Genomic DNA, 22,207 nt, shown 5'->3' on the forward strand with positions numbered 1-22,207 from the left:
AAGGCGGGCGGCCGATGCGCCAGCATCTCTTGACGACTGTCCAGCGTGGGTCAGGGTCCCACTTCTGAGGGTCGATGTCAGCCGAATCCGGGATCCGCCGGGCTTTCGGTCCGCTCCTCGGCACGGTGCCGGATCGCCATCGGAACGGTGTCCGATCTCACACCAAACCTGTTACCTGTCTTTTGACAGGTTATTCGTCCGTCTGGCTGGTCCCCTCTTCGACGAGATCGCTCCATCAGGCGGCACCGCAAGCGGGAAATCGGCACCAAATGGTCCTTCCCCCCTAGCGAGTTCCGACCGAAAACGGTAAGAATCGATCGACCGACAGGGAAGAATTTTCTCCGACTCCGACCCCACATTTCGGACTCAGGTTTCCAACAGTCTTGGTTTGCCCCCGACGCCCTTGACCTACATGCTTACCTGTCAGTCGACAGGTTAATCATGCTTCAAGGAGGACCCGGGTGGCGCTAGCTGCAGACCACAGCACGGACACGGTGCTGAACGCACGGGCAGATGCTCGCGCGCAAGGGGGGCAGGTCAGCGACTGGATGCCGTACCTACCGGCTTCGTCGAGCCCGTTCTGTCCGGACGACGTCGACCCGGACACCCTGACGTGGGCCGAGACGGTCGCACCAGGGAGCTACACCCACAAGGTCCTCGCCCGGGGTACGCGGTTCCGGCTCGAGGACCCGACCGGTGAGGCCTGCGCCCACACCCTCGTCTACAACGCGCTCGAGCCGACCGAGCGGCTCAACGTCGCCGACACCCAGAAGATCCCGTGGCAGGCCTATCTCGGTGCCGGCCACCCGCTGCTCTCCGGTGACGGCCGGGTGCTCGCCACGATCATCGCCGACACCTCGGGCCGGCACGACGCGTTCTGCGGGACGAGCACCGCTGCCTGGAACGCGCTGCGTTACGGCACCGCGCTGCCCGAGGGGCCCGCGCCCGCCGGCCGTGATCTCTTCGTGAAGGCGGCCGCCAAGCATGGGCTCGGGCCGGCCGACGTACCTCCGTCGGTCTCGTTCTTCCAAGGAGTCCGGGTCGCCTCGGACGGGAGCTTCGACTGGTTCGGCTCGTCAGGAGCGGGGACCTCGGTCGAGCTCGTGGCCGAGCTGCCCCTTCTCGTGCTGATCGCCAACGTCCCGCACCCGCGCGACCCACGTCCGGAGTACATCGTCGGGCCGCTGCGCGTGCACGCCTGGCGTACGCCGGAAACAACTCCCACCACCTCGGCGGACGAGCGTTTCGACGCCTCTCCCGAGGTTCGGCGGGCATATCTGAACACACTCGACTATGCGGAGGCTCGGGGCCTGTGACTACCACGATCGACAACCCGGTGATGAGGCCTGTGACGACCATTCCCGTCCCTGTGACCACCTATCTGACGCCTGACGGGCAGCTGGTCTCCAGCGTCCCGGTCGGCGCGTCGTACGCCGACAACACTCACCTGGAGTGGGGTGACCCGCTGGTGCCGGGTGCCGTCGTGCTGGACGAGCAGGTGGCTCCGCGGGCCTCGTGGTCGGGTGTCGTACGTGCCGGGCAGGTGTTGACGATCGTCGATGTCGGTGGCAACCAGTCGGGTGACTGCCTGCTCTACAACGCGCACCACACCGACGAGCGCTACAGCGCTCCGGACACGCTCGCGTGGCAGGACAACGCCTACATCCGCACCGGGACCGTGCTGCGCAGCAACCTCGGTCGTGCCCTGATGACCGTCGTCGAGAACGAGATCGACCGCCAGGACACCATCGGCGGCGCGTGCTCGCGCGAGTCCAACACGCTGCGCTACGGCCACCACGTGATGTATCACCACGGCTGCCGGGAGAACTTCCTGACCGAGGGTGCCAAGCACGGACTCGGCATGCGCGACATCGTCTCCAACATCAACTGGTTCATGAACGTGCCCGTCGAGGAGGACGGTGCGCTCGGCATCGTCGACGGCATGTCGGCGCCCGGGAAGCGGGTCGCGCTGCGCGCGGAGATCGACACGCTCGTGCTGATCTCCAACTGCCCGCAGATGAACAACCCCTGCAACGACTTCAACCCGACGCCCCTGCGGATGATCGTGTCCGAGCCGGACGCCGACTACGAGGCCGACGCATGACGTCTGGTTCTGAAGCCGGACTGTCCTTCGACACCGTCCTGGTCGCCAACCGAGGGGAGATCGCCCGCCGGGTGATGCGCACCGCGCGCGAGCTCGGGATGCGTACGGTCGCGGTCTTCTCCGAGGCCGACCGAGCGGCACCGCACGTGCGGGAGGCCGATGAGGCCGTGTGTCTGGGCTCCGCGCCCGCACGGGACTCCTACCTCCGTGGCGACCTGATCATCGCAGCAGCCCTGCGCACCGGCGCGGGGCTGCTCCATCCCGGCTACGGCTTCCTGTCCGAGAGCGCCGCGTTCGCCCGTGAGGTGGAGGCAGCGGGGCTTCGGTTCGTCGGTCCGACGCCCGAGCAGATCAGCGCCTTCGGTGAGAAGCACTCGGCCCGCCGGCTCGCCGAGAACGCCGGGGTGCCGATGCTGGCCGGCACGGGGTTGCTCTCCGGGCCGGACGAGGCGGCCGAGGAGGCTGCTCGAATCGGGCTGCCGGTGATGGTCAAGGCGACCGGCGGCGGTGGCGGCATCGGGATGACCGCGTGCAGCTCGGAGGAGGACGTCCGGGTCGCGTTCGAGCGGGTCGGCCGGCTCGCCCAGACCAGCTTCGGCACCGCCGGTGTCTTCCTGGAGCACCTCGTGCGGCCCGCCCGCCACGTCGAGGTGCAGATCTTCGGCGACGGGGAGGGTCAGGTCGCCGTGCTCGGCGACCGCGACTGCTCGCTGCAGCGTCGCAACCAGAAGGTGATCGAGGAGGCGCCCGCGCCGGCGCTGCCCGAGCACGTACGGACCGTCCTGCACGACTCCGCGCGCCAGCTCGCCAAGTCGGTCTCCTACCGCTCGGCCGGGACCGTGGAGTTCGTCTACGACCCGGGCCGTGAGCTGATCTCCTTCCTGGAGATGAACACCCGCCTCCAGGTCGAGCACGCGGTGACCGAGCAGGTGATGGGCATCGACATCGTCGAGCTCATGCTGCGGCTCGCCCGCGACGGCGTCACCGCGCTGCGCGACGAGCTCTTCCGCAAGTGCCCCGCACCCAAGGCGTACGCCGTCGAAGCACGTGTCTACGCCGAGGACCCGGCCAAGGACTCGATGCCGTCGTCGGGCCTGGTCACGCGGGCGGTGTTGCCGACCGAAGCTCCTGGCGTCCGGGTGGACTCCTGGATCGAGACCGGGCTCGAGGTCTCGCCCCACTACGACCCGCTGCTCGCCAAGGTGATCGCCACCGGCGCGACCCGCGACGAGGCGCTGGACAGGCTGGGCGAGGCGCTCGCCTGCACCCGGATCGACGGGATCGTCACCAACGTCTCGGCGCTACGCGCGATGACGACGTACGCCGAGCTCCGCTCGGCCACGCACTCGACCTCGACCTTGCCCGAACGTGCCAAGGATGGCCGCGGCGGGGACCCCGATCCGCGCATCGACGTGCTCGACCCGGGCGTGCTCACGACCGTCCAGGACCTTCCCGGCCGGGTGGGCTACTGGCAGGTCGGCGTACCTCCGTCGGGTCCGTTCGACCCGGTCTCCTTCGCCGAGGCCAACCTGGCCGTCGGCAACCACCGGGGTGCCCCGGGCCTCGAGGTCACGGTGCCGCTGGCAACCGGCCGGGCGACGGCCGTGGGGCCGACGCTGGTCTTCTCCGATCCCGCCGTCGTCTGCGTGACCGGTGCCCCCATGCCGGTCAGCGTCGACGGCGCCCCTGTCCCGCAGTGGGAGCCGATCGAGCTCCCCGCGGGGGCGACGTTGACGCTGGGTCGCACCGACGGGCCGGGCCTGCGGACCTACATCGCGGTCCGAGGTGGCCTGGACGTACCCGACTACCTGGGCAGCGCCTCGACGTTCACGCTCGGCGGGTTCGGCGGGCACGCCGGGCGTACGCTCCAGCGCGGTGACGTGCTCCGCCCCGGAACCGCGGTCGACCCGCAGGCGCAGCCTGCGGCGACCCCGGTGTCACGGCGGCCGGCGCTGACCAACACCTGGGAGATCGGTGTCACCGAGGGCCCGCACGGCGCCCCGGAGTTCTTCACCCGCTCGGACCTCGATCAGCTCTACTCGGCGAGCTACCGGGTGCACCACAACTCGGCTCGCACCGGCGTACGCCTGATCGGGCCGAAGCCGACCTGGGCCCGTGCCGACGGTGGCGAGGCCGGGCTGCATCCCTCGAACATCCACGACACCCCCTACACGGTGGGTTCGCTCGACTTCACCGGCGACACCCCGATCATCCTCGGCCCCGACGGCCCGTCGCTGGGTGGCTTCGTCTGCCCGGCGGTCGTCGCCAGCGGCGAGCTGTGGAAGATCGGGCAGCTGCGCCCTGGTGACACGGTGCGGTTCGCGCCGGTGCGGGAGGGCAAGGCCGCCGGCCTGGTCAACCACCGGGCCTCCTTGACGGTGGCCGGCGGTGCGGGTGGCGACGGCGACGACGGTGTGCTGGGCCGGCTGCCCGAGACGTCGGCGCGGCCGGAGGTCACCTATCGGCGCAGCGGGGACAACTCCCTGCTGGTGGAGTACGGGCCGATGACGCTCGACCTGGGGCTCCGGATGCGGGTGCACGCGCTGCAGTCGGCCCTGGCCGAGCACGCGCCTGCCGGCATCATCGACGTCACCCCGGGGATCCGGTCGCTGCAGGTGCACACCGACTCCTCGGTCCTCCGGGCCGGCCAGGTCGCGGGGCTGCTGCGGGAGCTGGAGGAGGATCTCCCGGCCACCTCGGAGCTGACCGTGCCCTCGCGGCGGGTACGGCTACCGCTCTCCTGGGACGACCCGGCGACCCGAGAGGCGATCGAGCGCTACACCGCCGGCGTACGCGACGACGCGCCGTGGGCCCCGTGGAACATCGAGTTCATCCGCCGGATCAACGGGCTCGGCTCGGTCGAGGAAGTCCATCGGACCGTCTTCGACGCGACGTACCTGGTGCTCGGGCTGGGCGACGTCTATCTGGGCGCGCCGGTCGCGACGCCGTTGGACCCGCGGCACCGGTTGGTGACGACGAAGTACAACCCGGCGCGCACCTGGACGGCGGAGAACTCCGTCGGCATCGGCGGTGCGTACATGTGCATCTACGGGATGGAGGGGCCGGGCGGATATCAGCTCGTCGGGCGGACCACTCAGGTCTTCAACCGGTTCCGGCGGTCGACCAGCGCCGGTGGGCTCTTCCACGACGACCCGTGGGCGCTGCGGTTCTTCGACCGGATCGAGTGGTATCCCGTCTCCGCCGACGAGCTCCTGGAGCTGCGGGCGGAGGTCGACGCAGGGCGTGGCGAGTTCGAGACCGAGGAGGGCACCTTCTCGATCAAGGAGTACGACCGCTTCCTGACCGCCAACGCTGACTCGATCGCAGGTTTCCGTGACCAGCAGTCCGCCGCCTTCGAGGAGGAGCGCGAGCGCTGGAAGGCCGCCGGGGAGTTCGACATCTGCGACCGCATCGACGCGCGGGGCGAACCGTCGGAGGTCGAGGTGCCGGAGGGGTGCGTGCAGGTGACCGCGCCGTTCACCTCGACCGTCTGGAAGGTCGTCGCGAGTCGTGGCGCGCGGTTGACCCAGGACGCCCCGTTGATGGTCGTCGAGGCGATGAAGATGGAGGCGAGCGTCCCGGTTCCGGTCGCCGGCGAGGTGGTCGAGGTCTACGTGAAGCCGGGCGAGCAGATCGTCCCGGGGCAGGTCATCGCCGCGGTGCGACCGCTCGACGGGCTCGGCTCTTGATCCATTCACTTCCAAGCGGTGCGGTCGCCCGCGCCACCGAGGCCCTCGACCGCATCGAGGCTTCGGATCGTCCGGAGATCTGGATCTCGCTGCGTACGCGTGACGACCTGCTCGAGGAGGCCGCCGCGATCGACGCGAAGGTGGCCAGTGGAGAGGTCCTGCCGCTTGCCGGACGCCTGCTGGCGGTCAAGGACAACATCGACGTCCGCGGCCTGCCAACCACCGCTGGAGCGCCCTCGTTCGCCTACCCGCCCACCGCTGACGCCACTGCGGTCGCCCGGTTGCGAGCCGCCGGGGCGCTGGTCGTGGGAAAGACCAACCTGGACCAGTTCGCGACCGGCCTCGTCGGCACCCGCAGCCCGTACGGAGCGGTCCGCAACGCCTGGGATCCGACCCGGATCTCGGGCGGATCCTCCTCGGGTTCGGCGGTCGCGGTCGCCCTCGGTCTGGTCGACCTCGCGCTGGGGACCGACACCGCGGGCTCCGGCCGGGTGCCGGCCGCGCTCAACGGCATCGTCGGGGTGAAGCCGTCGCGCGGGCTGGTGCCGGTCACCGGCGTCGTGCCCGCCTGCTACACGCTCGACTGCGTCACCGTCTTCGCCCGGGATCTCGGATCTGCCCGGGCGGCCGCGGAGCTGATGGCCGGCCCCGACCCGTCGGACCCGTTGTCGCGTACGTTGCCGGCGGATGCCGGGCTGCCGCCGGCGCCGAGGGTCGCGGTGCCGACGGGCGAGCATCTCGACGGGCTCGCTCCGGGATGGGCCGCCGCCTTCCGGGCCGTGGTCGCGCGGCTGGCCGCCGCCGGGGTCGAGATCGTCGAGACCGACATCTCGCCGTTGCTCGAGGCCGCCGGGCTGCTCTACGACGGCGCCTTCGTCGCCGAGAGGTACGCCGCAGTCGGCTCCCACCTCGAAGCCAACCGCGACCTCATCGGGACCGATCTGGACCCCACGGTCGCCGAGGTCGTGCTCGCCGGGGCGTCGGCCAGCGCAGCCGACTGGGCACGCGATGTGGCTCACCTGGCGCGCCTGGGGGCGGCGGGGAGGGAGGCCCTCGCGGGTTGCTCGGCGCTGCTGACGCCGACGACGACGTGGCATCCGACGCTGGCCGAGGTGGCCGCAGATCCGGTCGGCGCGAACGCGCGACTGGGCCGCTACACGAACTTCGCGAACCTGCTCGACATGGCCTCGCTTGCGATCCCGGCCGGCCAGGTCGGCGGGCTGCCCTTCGGCGTGATGCTGACCGGGGCCGCCGGCAGCGACCGCACCCTGGCCGCGCTCGGCCACACGCTGCTCAGTCCTCGTGTCGATCTCTTCGTGGTCGGCGCGCACCTGTCGGGACAGCCGCTCAACCACCAGTTGGTCGAGGCCGGCGCGACGCTGCTGCGCCCGGTGTCGACCTCGGCCGACTACCGGCTGTTCGCGCTCGAGACGGTGCCGCCCAAGCCCGGACTGGTCCGGGTGAGTGCCGCCGGGAACGGCGTGCCGATCGAGGGCGAGCTGTGGCGCGTCCCGGCCGCGGGCTTCGGGACATTCGTGGGTGGCGTACCTGCTCCGATGGTCATCGGGAAGGTCACGCTGTCAGACGGCTCCTCGGTTTCGGGGTTTCTCGTCGAGCCTTTTGCGGTCGAAAAGGCTGCTGATATCTCGGCGCACGGTGGTTGGCGTCGTTACCGGTCTGAGCAGGGCCTTTAACGTTCTGCGTGGATATCGGTTACGGGACTGGGGTCATTCCTCCAGGTGGCACACGACTCTGTTCACGGGCCGAAACCCCCGTCACACTGGGCAGAATCCGCCAGCATTATCGCCCCGGGAGGATGCTGTGCCGCGCTTATCGGTTCTTCCTGCCGTACACTTTGTTGACAGGGAATTCAACCCTCCTGTGGGACTTTCGACTCTGTTCTTTAGGGGAAGAAGACTCTTTCGAATCTTCCCCGAAACTCGGGAGGCCGCTTAGATGGCGTACATGACAACTAGGCGTTCTCGGCCCGGCCGCCCCAGGCATGTGCCCGATTCGGGTACCGCCTCACCCCGTGACCAGATCCTCGATGCCGCTGCGCGACTCTTCGTGTCCCAGGGCTTCGCAGCGACGTCCACCCGCGAGATCGCCGACCAGGTCGGCATCCGTCAGGCCTCCCTCTACTACCACTTCGCAGGCAAGGACGAGATCCTCGTCGAGCTGCTCCGTAAGTCGGTTCGTCCGACCACGGACAAGGTCGACAAGATCCGCAACCAGGTGCCACCGCTCGATTATGAGACCGCTCTTTATCTGCTGGTTCTCGTCGACGTACGCACGCTTGCCGATGTGGACCACAACGTCGGAATGCTCTACATGCTGCCGGACGTGACCAACGGCGAGGTCTACACCGAGTTCCGCCAGGAGCACGAAGAGCTCGCTGCTGCGTACGCCGATCTGGCCAGCAAGGTGGCCTCGGAGAAGGTGCTCGAGGGCGTCAGTCTGAAGCAGCTGGGCAACATGCTCATCCAGCAGGTCGAAGGCGTCATCAGCATGCGCGCCGAGATGATCACCAAGGACACGGTCCGGAGGATCACGTGCCCGGAGGCGTGGGCGATCGCTTCCTCGTGCTTGCGGATCTGCGGTGTCAGCCAGGACAAGATCCAGGCTGCGAACGCGGTCGCCGTGGACATGCTCGACGACTTCCTCGAGGACAGGGTTCGCGAGCCCGCCTGACAAGGCAGGCTGACAAGTCGGTAACTGGTGGGTAGGGCTTGCGCGTGTGAGTTGCCCTGTTGAGGCTTGAACGACACACTTTCCGAGCCCGTTGCCCGCTTCCCCACCGCGAGGACCCCACACGTGTGCATTGACCCTTCCGGAGGCCGCTGATGGCCCGGAAGCAGACAGCCATCCTCTCCGTCACGCGCGGGGTCACGACGCTCAACGGCCTGGTGGTGGATCGTCCGTGGGGCGAGGACCCGCACCAGGCAGGCATACGCGCCGTGCGGGAACAGCTCGCCGGCCCGAGCCGCAAGCCCGTCCAGGTCGTCGCCACCGACGACGAGGCCCGCGTCCGGATGGTCGTCCATCCCGACGGGCAGGTCACCGACGTCGAGACCCTCGAGGTCTTCGGGAGCTACGGCTCGCCCGATGACGTACCCGGCGCGGCCTGGCTCCCTGCCGGCGCTGGGCCGGTGATCATCCAGGGCGTCGTCGAGCCGGATCCCGAGCCCGAGCCTGAGCCGTACGTGCCACCGGTCCTGGCCGTTCCGGCGCCTGCGCCCGAGCCACCACCTGCGCCCGCGCCACCGCCCGCGCCCGAGCCGGAACCCGAGCCTGAGCCGGAGCCGGAGCCGCCCCCGGCGCCGGTCCCGCCTCCGGCACCTGCGCCGGTCCCGGTGCCTGAACCGGAACCAGAGCCGGAAGCGGAACCCGAGCCAGAGCCTGAACCGGAGCGAGGAACCCCCGCCAGGAGGGCCGTCGCCGGACCGTTGGTGCCGCTGCACCACCTGGAATCGACCCCCTACCGGCGGTCACGGATGACGCGTCGCGGCCGGGTCGTGCTGGTCGTCCTCGCCATTCTGCTGCTGATCCTGATCTACGAGGTCGTACGCGGCGTCGTGACCGGTTCGGACCCGGACTCCTCCGACAAGAAGGAGCCGCAGAGCCAGCAGTCGGCGCCGAGCGCGGGGGCCAGCGACGAGGCGCCCTCGGAGGCGCCCTCGCCGAGCGCGTCGGCGTCCTCGGTCCGCGTCGAGCCGACGCCGACACCGACACCCACCCCGACGCCCAAGCCCACCAAGAAGCCGGCGCCCGCGCCGACCAGGACGCTGTCGGTGGAGGCGATCGCGATGACCGAGGCCATCGGGCTGCGGATCGACGCCAGCAGGCTGCCGGTGACGGCCACGATCGCGATGGATCCGTGGGGTGCGCCGGAGCGGTTCACGCGTACGGTCACGATCACCGAGCCCAACCAGCTCGTCGTGGTCAAGCCGGTCGCCTCCGGGCACGCGGAGTGGAGCGTCCGGGTCGACGGTGCCAAGAAGGTCACCGGCTACACGCACTCCTGGCCCAGGGGCGACCGCGAGTTCGTACGGCGCTGATTTGCCTGGGCTGAATTGCTACCACGGTCGGATGTGGCGGCCCCCGGTGCGGCGTACGCTGCATGAGAACGTGTTCCTGCGCCTCGGAGGTCTCGCATGCCGCTCAAGATCACGCCGCCCGTCGGCACCCGCACGATTGCCGGCCGGACGCTGGGCTGGACGCTGGGCACGGTGGAGCGCACCGCCAAGCAGGGCGTCCGCTGGGCGCTGGGGCACGGGTTGCCGCGTACGGCCATCGTCCGGTCCGCCCGGAAGGGTGACCTTCAGGGCGACCTGATCCTGAGCGGGCCCGGGTCGCACACCTTCGACCTGGTCGACCTGTTCGAGGAGTTCCGTGTGCGTGGGCCGCTCTACCAGGGCGGGTTCAGCCACCTCGCGGTCGACCACGAGGTCATCAAGGAGGTGCTGACCAGCAACGACTTCATCACCGGGTTCTTCGCGCCCGATGAGTCGGGCACCGGCCTGCTGGCGAGGGCGGCGAGCTGGTCGGCCAGCGACGTCTTCGCCCCGCTCCAGCCGCCGTCGCTGCTGGCGACCGAGCCGCCGGAGCACACCCGCTACCGCAAGCTGGTCACCCGAGTCTTCACGGTGCGTGCGGTCGAGAAGCTGCGCGCTCGCACCGAGGAGATCGCCCGGGAGCTCCTCGACGACCTCGAGAAGGAGGCCGCGTCGGGAGCCGACGTCGACCTGGTCACCCGCTACTGCGGGCTGCTGCCGATCACGGTGATCTCCGAGGTGCTCGGTGTCCCCGTCGAACTGCGCGAACGCATGCTCGAGCTCGGCAAGGGCGCGGCGCTGAGCCTCGACATCGGGCTGGACTGGCGCACGTTCCGGGACATGGAGGCATCCCTGGAGGAGTTCGACACCTGGCTCCGCGGCCATCTGGAGTATCTCGCCGAGCATCCCGGTGACGACCTGCTCAGCCAGCTCGTCGCCCTCCGCGACGACGGCGACCGGCTCAGCGAGCGGGAGCTGCGGGCCATCGCCGGGCTGGTCTTCGCGGCCGGCTTCGAGACCACCGTGAACCTGATCGGCAACGGCATCGCGCTGCTCCACGACAACCCCGATCAGCTCGAGGTGCTCAAGGCGCAGCCCGACCTGTGGTCGAACGCCTCCGACGAGATCCTGCGGCTCGACCCGCCGGTGCTACTCACCGGCCGGGTCGCTCGGCGCGACTCCACCATCGCCGGGCAGGCGATCCCGCGCGGCACGATCATCAACACCGTGCTGGCCGCCGCCAACCGCGACCCTGCCGTCTTCACCGACCCGCACACCTTCGACGTCACCCGCGAGAACGCCCGCGACCACCTCTCCTTCTCCAGCGGCCGCCACTTCTGCCTCGGTGCCGCCCTGGCCCGGATGGAGGGAGAGATCGGCCTCCGGCTCCTCTTCGAGCGCTTCCCCGGCCTCGAGCTCGTCGGCGACCGCGAGCGCCACCCCACCCGCATCCTCCGCGGCTACTCGCACCTCCCCGCCCGCCTCAGCTGACCCGCCGAGAGGTCAGGTACGTCGGTCGAGACGTCACTCCCGTCGGCCGAGACGGCACCTCTGTGCCACCTCGGCCGGCGCCGGTGACGTCTCGACGTTCAGCGCGCGGCGGCGTCGAGGAGTCGCTGGCCGAGGACGGCTACGCAGCGGCGTACCTCGTCGCCTTCGACCACCCGGAAGGGGACGGCGCGGCGGGCGAGCTCCTGGGCGTACCACTCCGGGCTGTTGGTGCTCCCGACGAGACGGCAGTGGCCGTCGTCGATGGGCTCGAGGCGACCCAGGACGCGCGGAAGATAGCGGTCGACCTGCGCGAACGGGGCGTCGAAGACGACCTCGACCGCATAGGCCCAGCCCTCGCCGAGGTGTTCCTCGACCTCGGTGACCGGGTCGATCTCGGGACGTACGAAGCTGGTCTCCTCGATGTCGACGGCGCCCATCCTGTCGACCCGAAGCACCCGGCGCGCGTCGGCGGTGTGCGACCAGCAGAGCAGGTACCAGCGGGCGTGGCGTACGACGACCGCCCAGGGGTCGACGACCATCTTGCGCTCGTTGCCGTTCTCGGTCGTATAGGCGATGGTGGTGCGCCGCCGGGAGTCGCAGGCCTGGACCAGGCTGGTGGTGACGTCGGGGTCGGGCGAGACGGCGCTCTGGTCGGGGACGGCCGAGATCGTACGCCGCACCGCGGCCACCGTCTGGGCCAGCGACTCGGGTAGCACCCGGCCGATCTTTCCGACCGCGCTCCCGACCGGACCGGTGGCGTCGGCGATGTCGTGGTGACCGTCGAGCAGTGCCATCACCAGACCGAGCGCCTCCGCGGTGGTGAAGATGAGCGGCGTACGCATCCCTCGGCCGAGGCGATAGCCACCATAGGGACCGCGCTCGGACTCGACCGGGATCCCCGCCTCCCGCAGGATCGCGACATAGCGCCGGGCGGCGCGCTCGGTGACTCGCAGCCTCTCGCCCAGGCGCTCGGCGGTGATGCCGGGGGAGGACTGCAGCAGCTCGAGGGTGAGCAGCGCCCGAGCGGTCGGGCTCTCGTCATGTCCCATCGTGGCGGCTCCCGGAAGTAGTTCGTCCGGATTCACATTAGTCCGTCACTTCCAGCGCGGTGGGTCCCGTACCCTTACCGGCATATGAGACTTCTGCTTATCAGACACGGCCAGACCCCGAGCAACGTCTCGGGGGCGCTCGACACTGCCTTCCCGGGGGCGGGGTTGACCGAGCTCGGACTCTCCCAGGCCGCGGCGGTGCCGGACGCGCTGGCGGGGGAGCGGATCGCGGGTCTGTACGCCTCCCGGCTGGTGCGTACGCAGCTGACCGCCGAGCCGCTCGCCAACAGGCTCGGGATACCGGTCGTCGTGCAGGAGGGGTTCGAGGAGATCAGCGCCGGCCACCTGGAGATGGCCACCGACAAGGAGTCGGTGACGGCCTATCTCGAGGCGCTCGGCGACTGGATCCGCGGCACGCTCGAGACGCCGGTCCCGGGCGGCGAGGCGGGCCACGAGTTCCTGGCGCGCTACGACGCCGCGGTGCAGTCCGTGGTCAAGCAGCACGATCCCGATGACACCGTCGCGATCGTCTCGCACGGTGCGGCGATCCGGATGTGGACCGGGCTGCGCACCACGCGGTCGCCCGCCTTCGGCGACGACAACCGGATCCGCAACACCGGCCTCGCGGTCGTCGAGGGCAGCCTGGAGGAGGGCTGGACGACGATCTCCTGGAACAACGACCCGCTGGGCGGTGCGCACCTGATCGGCGACGGGTTTTGATCCTCCGCTCGCTCCTGCTGTTCGTGCTGGCCGCGATCGCCGAGATCGGTGGCGCCTGGTTGGTCTGGCAGGGACTGCGGGAGCATCGCGGCTGGCTCTGGGTGGGCGCCGGATTCATCGCGCTCGGCCTCTACGGCGTCGTCGCCACGCTGCAGCCCGATGCCCACTTCGGGCGGATCCTGGCAGCGTACGGCGGTGTGTTCGTCGTCGGCTCGATCGCCTGGGGGATGGCGATGGACGGCTACCGGCCCGACCGCTGGGACATCGCCGGTGCTGCGATGTGCCTCGCCGGGATGGGCGTGATCATGTACGCGCCGCGTGGGTGAGGATGGCGCCATGGCCTCCGATGAAGACTCCCCACGCACCTTCGTCCCGGTACCTCCGGAGGAGCGGCCACGCCGCACCCGGAGCACGGTCCGAGTGCTCCTGATCGACGACCGCGACCGGATCCTGCTCTTCGCCGACTCCGACCCGGGCATCCCGGGAGCGCGCTGGTGGATCACGCCCGGCGGCGGCATCGATCCGGGCGAGAGCGAGCGAGTCGCCGCGGTGCGCGAGCTCGAGGAGGAGACCGGCCTCCGGGTCACCGAGGCCGACCTGTTCGGGCCGACGATGCGGCGCACCGTCGTGCACGGCTACAGCGACGTGGTCATCGACCAGGACGACGTCTTCTACGCGTGCTGGGTGCCGGCCTTCGAGGTCTCGACCGCCGGTCACACCGAGGAGGAGCTGCTCACCATGGCCGAGCACCGCTGGTGGACGCGCGCGGAGCTCGCGGCGACCGACGAGGAGATCTGGCCGGCGGTGCTGCTCGACCTGTGGAAGGACGCCGACGTACGCCGCGACGCGGCCGCCTCCGATCCTGCCGATGGCGGATGGGCGGAGGAGTCGTCGGTCCCGGCCTGACGTCCGGGCTCTGGAAACGCCGCAGCCGACCATCCCCCTCGATGGTCGGCTGCGGCCTTGCGAGATCCGGTCGACATCCCTCGGTGCGACGAGATCTCTCGCGTGTGTCGTCCGCTCGAGCGTGAATCCCCCGATCCCGCTCGAGCTACGACACTCAGTCCGTGGTGCGGCCCCCCGACCGCGCCCTGGCCCTCCCCCTCAGTAGGCCCAGGGCGTCCACCCACAGCATCAGGCTGTGTACGACGGACCGAAGATGTAGGCGCATGGTCAGCGGAAGGCGCCGAGCGCGACGATGCCGGTGGCTGCCACGGCGGCGACGCCGAACATCGTGGTGCCGACGGCCGGCGGCATCCCACCGCGGTGCTTGTGCTCGGACGGGTCGGGCTTGCGGAGGCTGCGGACGGCGTCGAGGACGTTGTTGCGGAGCGACTCGACGGCGGTCAGGTCACTGCGGTGACGTGCGGTGATCGTGGTGGTAGCCATGGTGTTCCTCTTCTCGGCGGACGGCGCTGGCCGTCCGTTGTCCGGCGGCCTTCACGTGAGAGAAACGGGGTCGCGACCAGGTCATGACGCAACTTTTCGCCACTTTGGAGCTACAGAAGATCCACAACTGAGAAACATCAGGCAGAGCCCGTACGCTGCGCGTCATGACCACGACGTTGGTGGAGATCACTCGGGAGTGGGGCCGGATCGGCGTCATCGGGTTCGGTGGTCCGCCGGCTCACATCCGCCTGCTGCGCGAGACCGTCGTCGAGCGCCGTGGCTGGGTGGAGCCGGAGGAGTTCGAGGACGCGATCGCGACCTGCAACCTGCTCCCCGGACCGTCCTCGACACAGTTGGCCATCTTCACCGCCTGGCGGGTCCGCGGAGCGCTCGGCGCGCTGGTCGGCGGGCTCGCGTTCATCCTGCCGGGGCTGGTGCTGATCCTCGCCCTGGCGGCGCTGTTCCTGGGCGACCCGCCCGCGTGGGTGCTGGGTGCGGGCGCCGGTGCCGGTGCGGCGGTCGCCGCGGTTGCGGTCCAGGCGGGCTGGGCGTTGGTGCCGTCCTCCTACGAGCGGACTCCGTCGCGTGCGCGATGGATCTTCTATGCCGTCGTCGGCACCGTCGCCGCCGCGACCACCGGGGCCTGGGTCGTCCTCGTGCTCGTGGGCGCCGGGCTCGTCGAAGTGGCGATGCGGAGGCCGTGGCGTACGAACTCCTTCCAGTCCGTCCTCACGGTGCCGGTCCTGGCCCAGGGAGCGCTCACCGCAGCGGTGGCAGCGCCGCTGGCGTGGACGGCCTTCAAGGTCGGCGCGCTGTCGTACGGCGGCGGGTTCGTGATCATCCCGCTGATGCAGGCCGATGCGGTCGACCGCTACGGCTGGATGAGCGACGCCGAGTTCCTCAACGCGGTCGCGCTCGGGCAGATCACCCCGGGGCCGGTCGTCCACACCGTCGCGGTCGTCGGGTTCGCGGCCGCCGGACTCCTCGGGGCACTGGGTGCTGCCGTGATCGCGTTCGGGCCGTCGTTCGTGATGATCATCGCCGGCGGACGGCACTTCGAGGCGCTGCGCTCCTCGCCGCTCGCCCGCGCCTTCCTCGACGGCGCCGGGCCGGCTGCCATCGGTGCCATCCTCGGCTCCGCGGTCCCGTTGGCGCTGGCGACGAGCGAATGGTGGCAGTGGGTGGTGCTGGCTGCCGCCGGCGTACTCCTGCTGCTGCTCAAGCGTGGGGTGGTGCTCACGCTGCTGCTCGCGGCAGGGGTCGGGGTCGTCGTCGCTCTTGCCGGAGGGCCGCTGCCCTGAATGCTGACCGAGGTAACTCGGTCAGCGCTCGCTTCCTTCGCGGAGTTCCACGAAGGAGGTTGGAACTCACCGAGTTACCTCGGTGAACATCCGCGCCCTCGCCTAGAGGTAGAGCCCGCCGGAGGTGTCGCCGTGGTCGTGCTGGCCGCCCTGCTGCGGCCCGCCCTGGCCAGGGGTCGGCTGACCCTCGGGGGAGAGGCTCACACCCGGCGGCAGGCCCTTGCGGATCTGCTCGAACTGGGCGCGCGCGGCGACCTGCTGGGCGTAGATGGCGGTCTGGATGCCGTGGAACAGACCCTCGAGCCAGCCGACCAGCTGCGCCTGCGCGATCCGCAGCTCACCCTCGGACGGCGTCTGCTGCTCGGCGAACGGCAGCGAGAGCCGCTCCAGCTCCTCGACCAGCTCGGGCGCGAGCCCGGACTCGAGCTCCTTTATCGAGGCCTGGTGGATCTCACGGAGCCGGTTGCGGGAGGCCTCGTCGAGCGGGGCGGCCTTCACCTCCTCGAGCAGCTGGCGGATCATCGAACCGATCCGCATCACCTTCGCGGGCTGCTCCACGAGGTCGGTCACATCGCGCTCTTCGTCCCCGTTGGCCTCCGGCGCGGTGGCGTCCTTGAGTACGTCGGCGGGCACCGCGATCGGCTGCCCGTCGGGTCCGATGACCACGACTTCCCCGGTCTGCTCCTGCGTCATGCGCTCAACCCTACCTAGCCTGCGGTGGTCAGCAGGATCTTGCCGGTGTGCGTGCCGGACTCCATGAGCCGGTGTGCCTCGGCGGCCTCCGCGAGAGGAAGTACGTCCTGCACGACCGCCTTCACCTCACCGGCCTCGACCATCGGCCAGATGCGCTCGACGACCTCGGCGCAGATCGTCGCCTTCTGCTCGACAGGGCGGCCGCGGAGGTTGGTGGCGATCACCGCGGCCCGCTTGCGGAGCAGAGCGTTGATGTCGAGCTCGGCCTTGGTGCCGCCCTGCATGCCGATGATGACCAGACGGCCCTCGGGGTTGAGGGCGTCGATGTTGCGGGCGAGGTACTTCGCGCCCATGTTGTCGAGGATGACGTCGGCGCCGCCGTAGACCTTGGCGACCTCGACGAAGTCCTGGTCCTTGTAGTTGATGACCGCCTCGGCACCGAGCGACTTGGCGAGCTCGGCCTTCTCGGCCGAGCCGACCGTGGTGATCACCCGGGCGCCGATCTGGCTGGCGAGCTGGATCGCCATCGTGCCGATCCCGCCGGCGCCGCCGTGGACCAGGAACGTCTCGTCGGGAGTCAGCCCGCCGACCATGAACACGTTGGACCACACGGTGGTGGTGACCTCGGGGAGCGCTGCGGCGGTGACCAGGTCGACACCCTCGGGCACCGGCATCACCTGTCCGGCCGGGACGGCGACCTTCGTCGCGTAGCCGCCACCGGCCAGGAGCGCGCACACCTCGTCGCCCTCCTGCCACCCCTCGACGCCCTCGCCGACCGCGGAGATCACGCCGCTGCACTCCATCCCGATGATGTCGCTGGCGCCCTTAGGAGGCGGGTAGAAGCCCTGCCGCTGCAGCAGGTCGGCTCGGTTGAGGCCCGCGGCGGCGACGTCGATCACGACCTCACCAGCTGCTGGCTCCGGGTCGGGACGGTCGGTGACGGTGAGGACCTCGGGCCCTCCGGGCTGCTCGGCTACGACGGCTCGCATGCCCCAACCCTAGGAGGCTAGAGCGACTTCAGGTCGGTCCAGGTGTCGATGTCGCGGTGCTCGTCGCCCTCCGAGGGGACCTCGACGAGATCGAGGTCGGCCAACAGCTTGCGCAACGGCATCCCGTGCTGCCCCTCGTGGTCCGGGCGGACCTCGGCGAGCCGTTCGGTGGAGAGGACCAGGGCCAGCTGCCGGCGCTCGTCTGGCCCGACGAGCACGGCACCGTCGCGACCGAACGCCGCCTCCCTGAGCCGTGACAGCGTCCGCGGCCGCAGGAAGGGCATGTCGACGGCGATCACCCCGACGTACGCCCGCGGGGTCAGCAACGCGTCCACGCCGGTCAGCAGGGCGGCGACCGGGCCGCCGAAGCGGGGGTCCTCGCGGACGAAGGTCACTGGGCGTTCGGTGTGCACCGGGTCGCCCACGACGACGACCTCCATCGCGTCGACGACGGCGTCCAGCGCCCAGGCCAGCATCGTGCGACCGCCGAGCTCGATGCCGGACTTGTCGATCCCGTCGAGGCGGGAGCTGCGTCCTCCGGCGAGCAGCACGGCCGCGTACGGCTCCCATTCGTCCCAAGCAGTCACACGAGCACCTCCGTAGCGCAAGCGCCAGAATACGGACGCGGTCGCGTGCAGTTTCGACGGCTCACTCGCTGGCGCTCGCTCACACGGCAGACCTTAGTCTGGAGACGTGACCACGTGGAACAGCCTCCGGATCAGTCTCGTGCAGCACGCCTCCGGCCTGGAACCCGACGCCAACCGGTCCCTTCTGGCCGAGCTGACACCGAGCGACAGCGACCTGGTCGTCTTCCCCGAGGTCTTCGCCAGGGACTTCGGCAAACCGGGATCCGACTTGAGCCCGTACGCCGAGGCCCAGGACGGGCCCTTCGGGACCGAGCTGTCCCGGGTGGCTGAGAAGAGCGGCGCCACGGTGGTGGCCGGGATGCTCGAGACCAGCGGCGATACCGACGGCCGGCCGTTCAACACCTTGCTCGTGCGGGGCGGTGCGGAGACGGCGTACCGGAAGATCCATCTCTACGACTCCTTCGGCTACAAGGAGTCGGATGCGCTGGTCGCGGGCGCGATCGAGCCGGTCGTTGTCGACATCGACGGGGTGCCGACGGGGCTGATGACCTGCTACGACCTGCGCTTCCCAGAGCTCGCCCGGCGTCTGGTCGACCAGGGAGCCGAGCTGATCGTGCTGCCGGCCGCGTGGGTCGCCGGTCCGCGCAAGGTCGACCACTGGCGCACCCTCGTGCGAGCACGCGCGATCGAGAACACCGTCTTCATCGCGGCGGCCGCCCAGTCGGCCCCTCGTTACTGCGGTCACTCGATGATCGTCGACCCTCTTGGGGACGTTCTGGCCGAGGCCGGTGACGGCGACGAGATCGTCTCCGCGACGATCGATCGAGCCGTGCTCGAGGAGGCGCGTCGCACCAACCCCTCCCTGGTCAACCGCAGAATGTGACCTCGGTCAACAACTCCCCGTCACAGCGGTAAACGGATATCGATGACTCGTTAGGTTCACCCCTTCCCCGGTATCCTCGCCTGTTATGGACCGAGCCCCCCGCCGTCGCGCAGACAAGAGCAAGCGTGGCCGTCGTGCAGCCGGTCGCAGCGAGCCCACACCCGCCTACGTGGAGCCGACCTCGAGCGAGGCGCTGGCGTACGACCAGTGGGCGGAGGACGACTGGAACGGCTATCAGGACACCGGTCAGACCTTCGGCGGGCAGAGCAACGGCCCGAGCTGGAGCGAGAACGGCTGGACCGACGAGACGTGGTACGACGAGCGTCAGCCGGCTCAGGAGCCTCCCTCCACGGGGGGTGGTCGCCGGATCGCCGGCCGCGCTGAGCCGGAGCAGTTCGACGAGCCGAACGGTTACACGGGCAAGCGTGCCGCGCGGACGGCACCGGAGGAGCCCTCCTACGGCGGCTACCCGGCGCCGGAGTACCGGGCCGAGCCCGAGCCGGCTCTGAGCGGGCCGACCGCGCCGCCGCCGAGTGCCTGGCAGGCGCCGGCCTACTCCACGCCTGCTCCCTACCTCGGCACGACCGGCCTGGCGCAGGCGCCGCAGGCGCCACAGACGCCGCCCCACGTCCAGCAGCCCGCCTATCAGCCCGACCCCTACCAGTCCGGCCATCTCGAGCCGGTCCACGCTCCCGCCGGCCCCTACGACACCGAGACGTCCGGTCGGCCCACGACCGCAGCCAAGGTGACCTCGTTCCTCGCGCAGCCGCGGGTCCCCGGAGCCGGCGCCGCCCGCGCTGGCCTCGGCATCATCGAGAGCCTGACCGCCGGCACCGTCCGGGCGATCTGGCTGGTCGCGCTCGCCGTCGGCGTGCTCGGCCTCGTGGTCAGTGCCTTCGACCTTGGCCCGGAGATCTTCGGCGGCCTCGGCGCCGTCGTGGTCGGCACCGCCTACACCTTCGCGCTGGCTCACCGCACCGGTGGCCGCCCGCTGATCTTCGGCTCCCTGGCAGGGGTTGCCGGGCTCGTCGTGGTGCTCGTGGACAACGAGGCGCTGCGTACGGGTGCGGCGGTCCTCGTCGCATCGGTGGCGGCGGTCCTCGCGGTGATGGCCACAGTGCCATCACGTCGCTTCCCGAAGACGATCCGGGAGACGTTCATCGCTGTCGGCATCGCCGCGCTCGGCAGCTTCGCCGCGCTCGGCTTCGAGCCGGTGGTGATGGTCTCCCGATTCGAGTACGCGACGCTCGCCTGCTCGCTCGCCATCGCCTTCTTCGCGGTCTACCGCCTCGGTGCCGGTCTGCACGGTCTCGGCCGGCGCGGCGCGATCATCGTCGGCATCGGTGGCCTGATGCTCGCGCTCACCCTGATCTACGCCGAGATGCTGCGCCGCTACGGCAGCACCGGTCTGATGGACTCGGTCGACGACATGCAGCGCTGGTGCCGCATCCACATCGGTGGCTACCCGCACCCGATCCAGGCGCTCTTCGGGGTTCCGGCGCTGGTCTGGGGCACCCACATGCGCTCCCGGCGCCGCCAGGGCTGGTGGGTCTGCCTCTTCGGTGTCGCGCTCACCGCGCCGGTCGCCAGCACGTTCCTCAACCCCGATGTCGGGCTCGCCGAGGCTGCTCTCTCGGTCGTTTACAGCATCCTCATCGGTCTGGTCATCGCGTTCGTCATCATCCGCATCGACCTCGCGCTCACCGGCTCGACGGCCGCCGGCAGCGGTCGCAGGGCGGCGCGTGAGGCCGACGAGGCCAGCGCCGTCCGCCCCGAGCCGGGCCGCACGCACGCGCTGCTCTGAGGCGTTCTCTAGCTAGGGCTACCACGCGGTAACCCATAGGTTCTGGGGTATGAGCCGCAGAACCCCCACCACGATCGCAGCCGAGATGGTCGCGAACGTCATGAGCGTCGGAGTGCAACCCGGGGACAAGGTGGCCGTCGGGGACACCGTCATGCTCCTGGAGTCGATGAAGATGGAGATCCCGGTCCTCGCCGAGGCCCCGGGCACCGTGGTGGCGGTCAAGGTCGCCTCCGGCGACGTCGTCCAGGAGGGCGACGTTCTCGTCGAGTTGAGCGCCTGAGCCTCAGGCGCACTAGACTCGGCCACGCGCCCACGGGCGCATGGAGAGGTGCCGGAGTGGCCGATCGGAACCGCCTTGAAAGCGGTCGTAGGGAGACCTACCGCGGGTTCGAATCCCGCCCTCTCTGCCAGAGCTAGATGTATCCGGCCATCAGGTTGGTAGCAGGCGGCTGATCGGTGGTTTTCCTCCGAGTGCGCTGTGGCGGCGTTCAGTGTTGTAGTGCTGGATCCAGGGTGCAAGGGCGGCGGCTCGGGCGTCGTTGCTGGTGAAGGCCTGGCGGTAGGCCCACTCGGTTTGCAGGGTGCGGTTGAGGCGTTCGACCTTGCCGTTCTGCCAGGGGCAGTGGGGGCGGATGAACTTGTGTTTGGCGCCGAGTGCCGTGATGGCGTCGGCGACGTCGCGGGATCGTCGGTAGCTGAGGTGGTTGTCGGTGATGACCCGTTCGATCCGGCCGATCCCGTGTTCGGCGAAGTAGGCGGCTGCTCGGATCAGGAACGCTGCGCAGGTGGGGCCCTTCTCATCGGGAAGGATCTCGGAGTAGGCCAGCCGGGAGTGGTCATCGACTAGTGAGTGGATGTAGTCGTAGCCGTTGCCCCGGCCGCGGACCTCTTCGCTGCGGCCGTGGGCGCGCCAGCCGCCACCGTTGGGGATCTTGCCGAGTTTCTTGACGTCCATGTGGACCAGCTCGCCCGGCTTGTCACGTTCGTAACGCCTGCTGGTTGCTTGTGAGGCGCGGATGACCTTGCCGGTGATCGGGTCGCACTGGGCCAGGTAGGGCACCTGATTGCGGCGCAGGATCCGCGACACCGTGCGGGGTGGGATGCCGAGCTCAGGTCCGATCCAGTCCTGCCCGCGACGCTGGCGACGGCGTAGCTCCAGCACCTGCTGCTCGACCTCGTGGCTGGTCCGAGTCGGGCTGGTACGGGGACGCGAGGACCTGGTTTGAAGGCCCCGATCGCCTTCGGTGGCGTAGCGGTCGATCCAGGTCTTCACGCACTTGCGTGAGACACCCATCGCGGCAGCGATGTGGGCCTGTTTCCAGCCTGCCTGATGACGCTGGACGATGAGTCGCCGACCATGAACGGTCAGCCGGGCACTACCGTGGAACACGAGAACCTCCGGGTGGAAGTGGGCCTTAGACAAGCCACATCCCAACCGGAGGTTCTCCTTGGT

At 69.9% G+C, this 22,207-nt stretch carries 20 protein-coding genes and 1 tRNA gene; 15 read left to right on the top strand and 6 right to left on the bottom strand.

What is annotated here, in order from left to right; genetic code table 11:
- Window positions 1–461 precede the first annotated feature (461 nt).
- The 7 genes from OH802_RS05025 to OH802_RS05055 all read left to right on the top strand — a co-directional run bounded on the left by OH802_RS05025 (window position 462) and on the right by OH802_RS05055 (window position 11,339).
- Complete coding sequence (locus OH802_RS05025) at window positions 462–1,316, top strand: urea amidolyase associated protein UAAP1 (RefSeq protein WP_406025686.1); 855 nt, start codon at window positions 462–464, stop codon at window positions 1,314–1,316.
- Window positions 1,313–2,104, top strand: a complete 792-nt coding sequence (locus OH802_RS05030; RefSeq protein ID WP_406025688.1) for an urea amidolyase associated protein UAAP2 — start codon at window positions 1,313–1,315, stop codon at window positions 2,102–2,104. Before OH802_RS05025 ends, OH802_RS05030 begins: the two co-directional genes overlap by 4 nt.
- On the top strand, window positions 2,101–5,793 hold the full coding sequence (gene uca / locus OH802_RS05035) for an urea carboxylase (protein WP_406025690.1): 3,693 nt from the start codon (window positions 2,101–2,103) through the stop codon (window positions 5,791–5,793). Before OH802_RS05030 ends, uca begins: the two co-directional genes overlap by 4 nt.
- Window positions 5,790–7,487 (top strand): allophanate hydrolase, encoded by a 1,698-nt coding sequence (atzF, locus tag OH802_RS05040; protein WP_406025692.1) that lies wholly within the window; start codon window positions 5,790–5,792, stop codon window positions 7,485–7,487. The genes uca and atzF overlap by 4 nt, the downstream gene beginning before the upstream one ends.
- A 310-nt stretch (window positions 7,488–7,797) precedes the next feature.
- Window positions 7,798–8,484 (top strand): TetR/AcrR family transcriptional regulator, encoded by a 687-nt coding sequence (locus OH802_RS05045; RefSeq protein ID WP_378816063.1) that lies wholly within the window; start codon window positions 7,798–7,800, stop codon window positions 8,482–8,484.
- A gap of 152 nt (window positions 8,485–8,636) precedes the next feature.
- Window positions 8,637–9,851 (top strand): hypothetical protein, encoded by a 1,215-nt coding sequence (locus OH802_RS05050; protein WP_406025695.1) that lies wholly within the window; start codon window positions 8,637–8,639, stop codon window positions 9,849–9,851.
- A 96-nt stretch (window positions 9,852–9,947) separates the two neighbouring features.
- Window positions 9,948–11,339 carry a cytochrome P450 gene (locus OH802_RS05055; RefSeq protein WP_406025697.1) on the top strand — a complete coding sequence of 464 codons (1,392 nt, stop codon included), beginning with the start codon at window positions 9,948–9,950 and terminating at the stop codon, window positions 11,337–11,339.
- Window positions 11,340–11,437: 98 nt separating this feature from the next.
- Here the strand turns inward: OH802_RS05055 and OH802_RS05060 are convergent, their stop codons facing one another.
- Window positions 11,438–12,388 carry a helix-turn-helix transcriptional regulator gene (locus OH802_RS05060; protein WP_406025699.1) on the bottom strand — a complete coding sequence of 317 codons (951 nt, stop codon included), beginning with the start codon at window positions 12,386–12,388 and terminating at the stop codon, window positions 11,438–11,440.
- Between the two features lie 84 nt (window positions 12,389–12,472).
- Here OH802_RS05060 and OH802_RS05065 point away from each other — a divergent pair, with 84 nt between their 5' ends.
- Genes OH802_RS05065 through OH802_RS05075 form a run of 3 tightly spaced genes read left to right on the top strand, consistent with a single transcriptional unit; the run spans window position 12,473 to window position 14,014 of the window.
- Window positions 12,473–13,108 carry a histidine phosphatase family protein gene (locus tag OH802_RS05065; protein ID WP_406025701.1) on the top strand — a complete coding sequence of 212 codons (636 nt, stop codon included), beginning with the start codon at window positions 12,473–12,475 and terminating at the stop codon, window positions 13,106–13,108.
- Window positions 13,105–13,434 (top strand): YnfA family protein, encoded by a 330-nt coding sequence (locus tag OH802_RS05070; RefSeq protein WP_355230986.1) that lies wholly within the window; start codon window positions 13,105–13,107, stop codon window positions 13,432–13,434. Before OH802_RS05065 ends, OH802_RS05070 begins: the two co-directional genes overlap by 4 nt.
- A 10-nt stretch (window positions 13,435–13,444) precedes the next feature.
- Window positions 13,445–14,014, top strand: coding sequence for an NUDIX hydrolase (locus tag OH802_RS05075; RefSeq protein ID WP_406025704.1), 570 nt, complete (start codon window positions 13,445–13,447; stop codon window positions 14,012–14,014).
- Between the two features lie 267 nt (window positions 14,015–14,281).
- Here the strand turns inward: OH802_RS05075 and OH802_RS05080 are convergent, their stop codons facing one another.
- Window positions 14,282–14,497 carry a hypothetical protein gene (locus OH802_RS05080; RefSeq protein ID WP_350713821.1) on the bottom strand — a complete coding sequence of 72 codons (216 nt, stop codon included), beginning with the start codon at window positions 14,495–14,497 and terminating at the stop codon, window positions 14,282–14,284.
- A 164-nt stretch (window positions 14,498–14,661) separates the two neighbouring features.
- Between OH802_RS05080 and chrA the strand changes: the two genes are divergently transcribed.
- Entirely contained in the window at window positions 14,662–15,798 is a 1,137-nt protein-coding gene (gene chrA / locus OH802_RS05085) for a chromate efflux transporter (RefSeq protein WP_406025706.1), read from the top strand.
- Between the two features lie 102 nt (window positions 15,799–15,900).
- On the opposite strand, the gene OH802_RS05090 is transcribed toward chrA, so the two are convergent.
- Genes OH802_RS05090 through OH802_RS05100 form a run of 3 tightly spaced genes read right to left on the bottom strand, consistent with a single transcriptional unit; the run spans window position 15,901 to window position 18,067 of the window.
- Window positions 15,901–16,491: a bacterial proteasome activator family protein gene (locus tag OH802_RS05090; RefSeq protein ID WP_406025708.1), complete on the bottom strand. Its 591-nt coding sequence runs from the start codon at window positions 16,489–16,491 to the stop codon at window positions 15,901–15,903.
- A gap of 14 nt (window positions 16,492–16,505) precedes the next feature.
- Entirely contained in the window at window positions 16,506–17,480 is a 975-nt protein-coding gene (locus tag OH802_RS05095) for an NAD(P)H-quinone oxidoreductase (RefSeq protein WP_406025710.1), read from the bottom strand.
- Between the two features lie 17 nt (window positions 17,481–17,497).
- On the bottom strand, window positions 17,498–18,067 hold the full coding sequence (locus OH802_RS05100) for a molybdenum cofactor guanylyltransferase (RefSeq protein ID WP_406025712.1): 570 nt from the start codon (window positions 18,065–18,067) through the stop codon (window positions 17,498–17,500).
- A 106-nt stretch (window positions 18,068–18,173) separates the two neighbouring features.
- Here OH802_RS05100 and OH802_RS05105 point away from each other — a divergent pair, with 106 nt between their 5' ends.
- The 4 genes from OH802_RS05105 to OH802_RS05120 all read left to right on the top strand — a co-directional run bounded on the left by OH802_RS05105 (window position 18,174) and on the right by OH802_RS05120 (window position 21,164).
- Entirely contained in the window at window positions 18,174–18,950 is a 777-nt protein-coding gene (locus OH802_RS05105; protein ID WP_406025714.1) for a carbon-nitrogen hydrolase family protein, read from the top strand.
- 85 nt (window positions 18,951–19,035) lie between these two features.
- On the top strand, window positions 19,036–20,754 hold the full coding sequence (locus OH802_RS05110) for a hypothetical protein (RefSeq protein WP_406025716.1): 1,719 nt from the start codon (window positions 19,036–19,038) through the stop codon (window positions 20,752–20,754).
- A gap of 49 nt (window positions 20,755–20,803) precedes the next feature.
- Window positions 20,804–21,034: a biotin/lipoyl-binding carrier protein gene (locus tag OH802_RS05115; RefSeq protein WP_355021828.1), complete on the top strand. Its 231-nt coding sequence runs from the start codon at window positions 20,804–20,806 to the stop codon at window positions 21,032–21,034.
- 42 nt (window positions 21,035–21,076) lie between these two features.
- A tRNA-Ser gene (locus OH802_RS05120) sits at window positions 21,077–21,164 on the top strand.
- Window positions 21,165–21,184: 20 nt separating this feature from the next.
- On the opposite strand, the gene OH802_RS05125 is transcribed toward OH802_RS05120, so the two are convergent.
- Complete coding sequence (locus tag OH802_RS05125) at window positions 21,185–22,144, bottom strand: IS481 family transposase (RefSeq protein WP_406020345.1); 960 nt, start codon at window positions 22,142–22,144, stop codon at window positions 21,185–21,187.
- Between the last annotated feature and the right edge of the window lie 63 nt (window positions 22,145–22,207).

Source organism: Nocardioides sp. NBC_00850 (assembly GCF_045207335.1).
In the GTDB taxonomy this organism is placed as follows: Bacteria; Actinomycetota; Actinomycetes; order Propionibacteriales; family Nocardioidaceae; genus Nocardioides.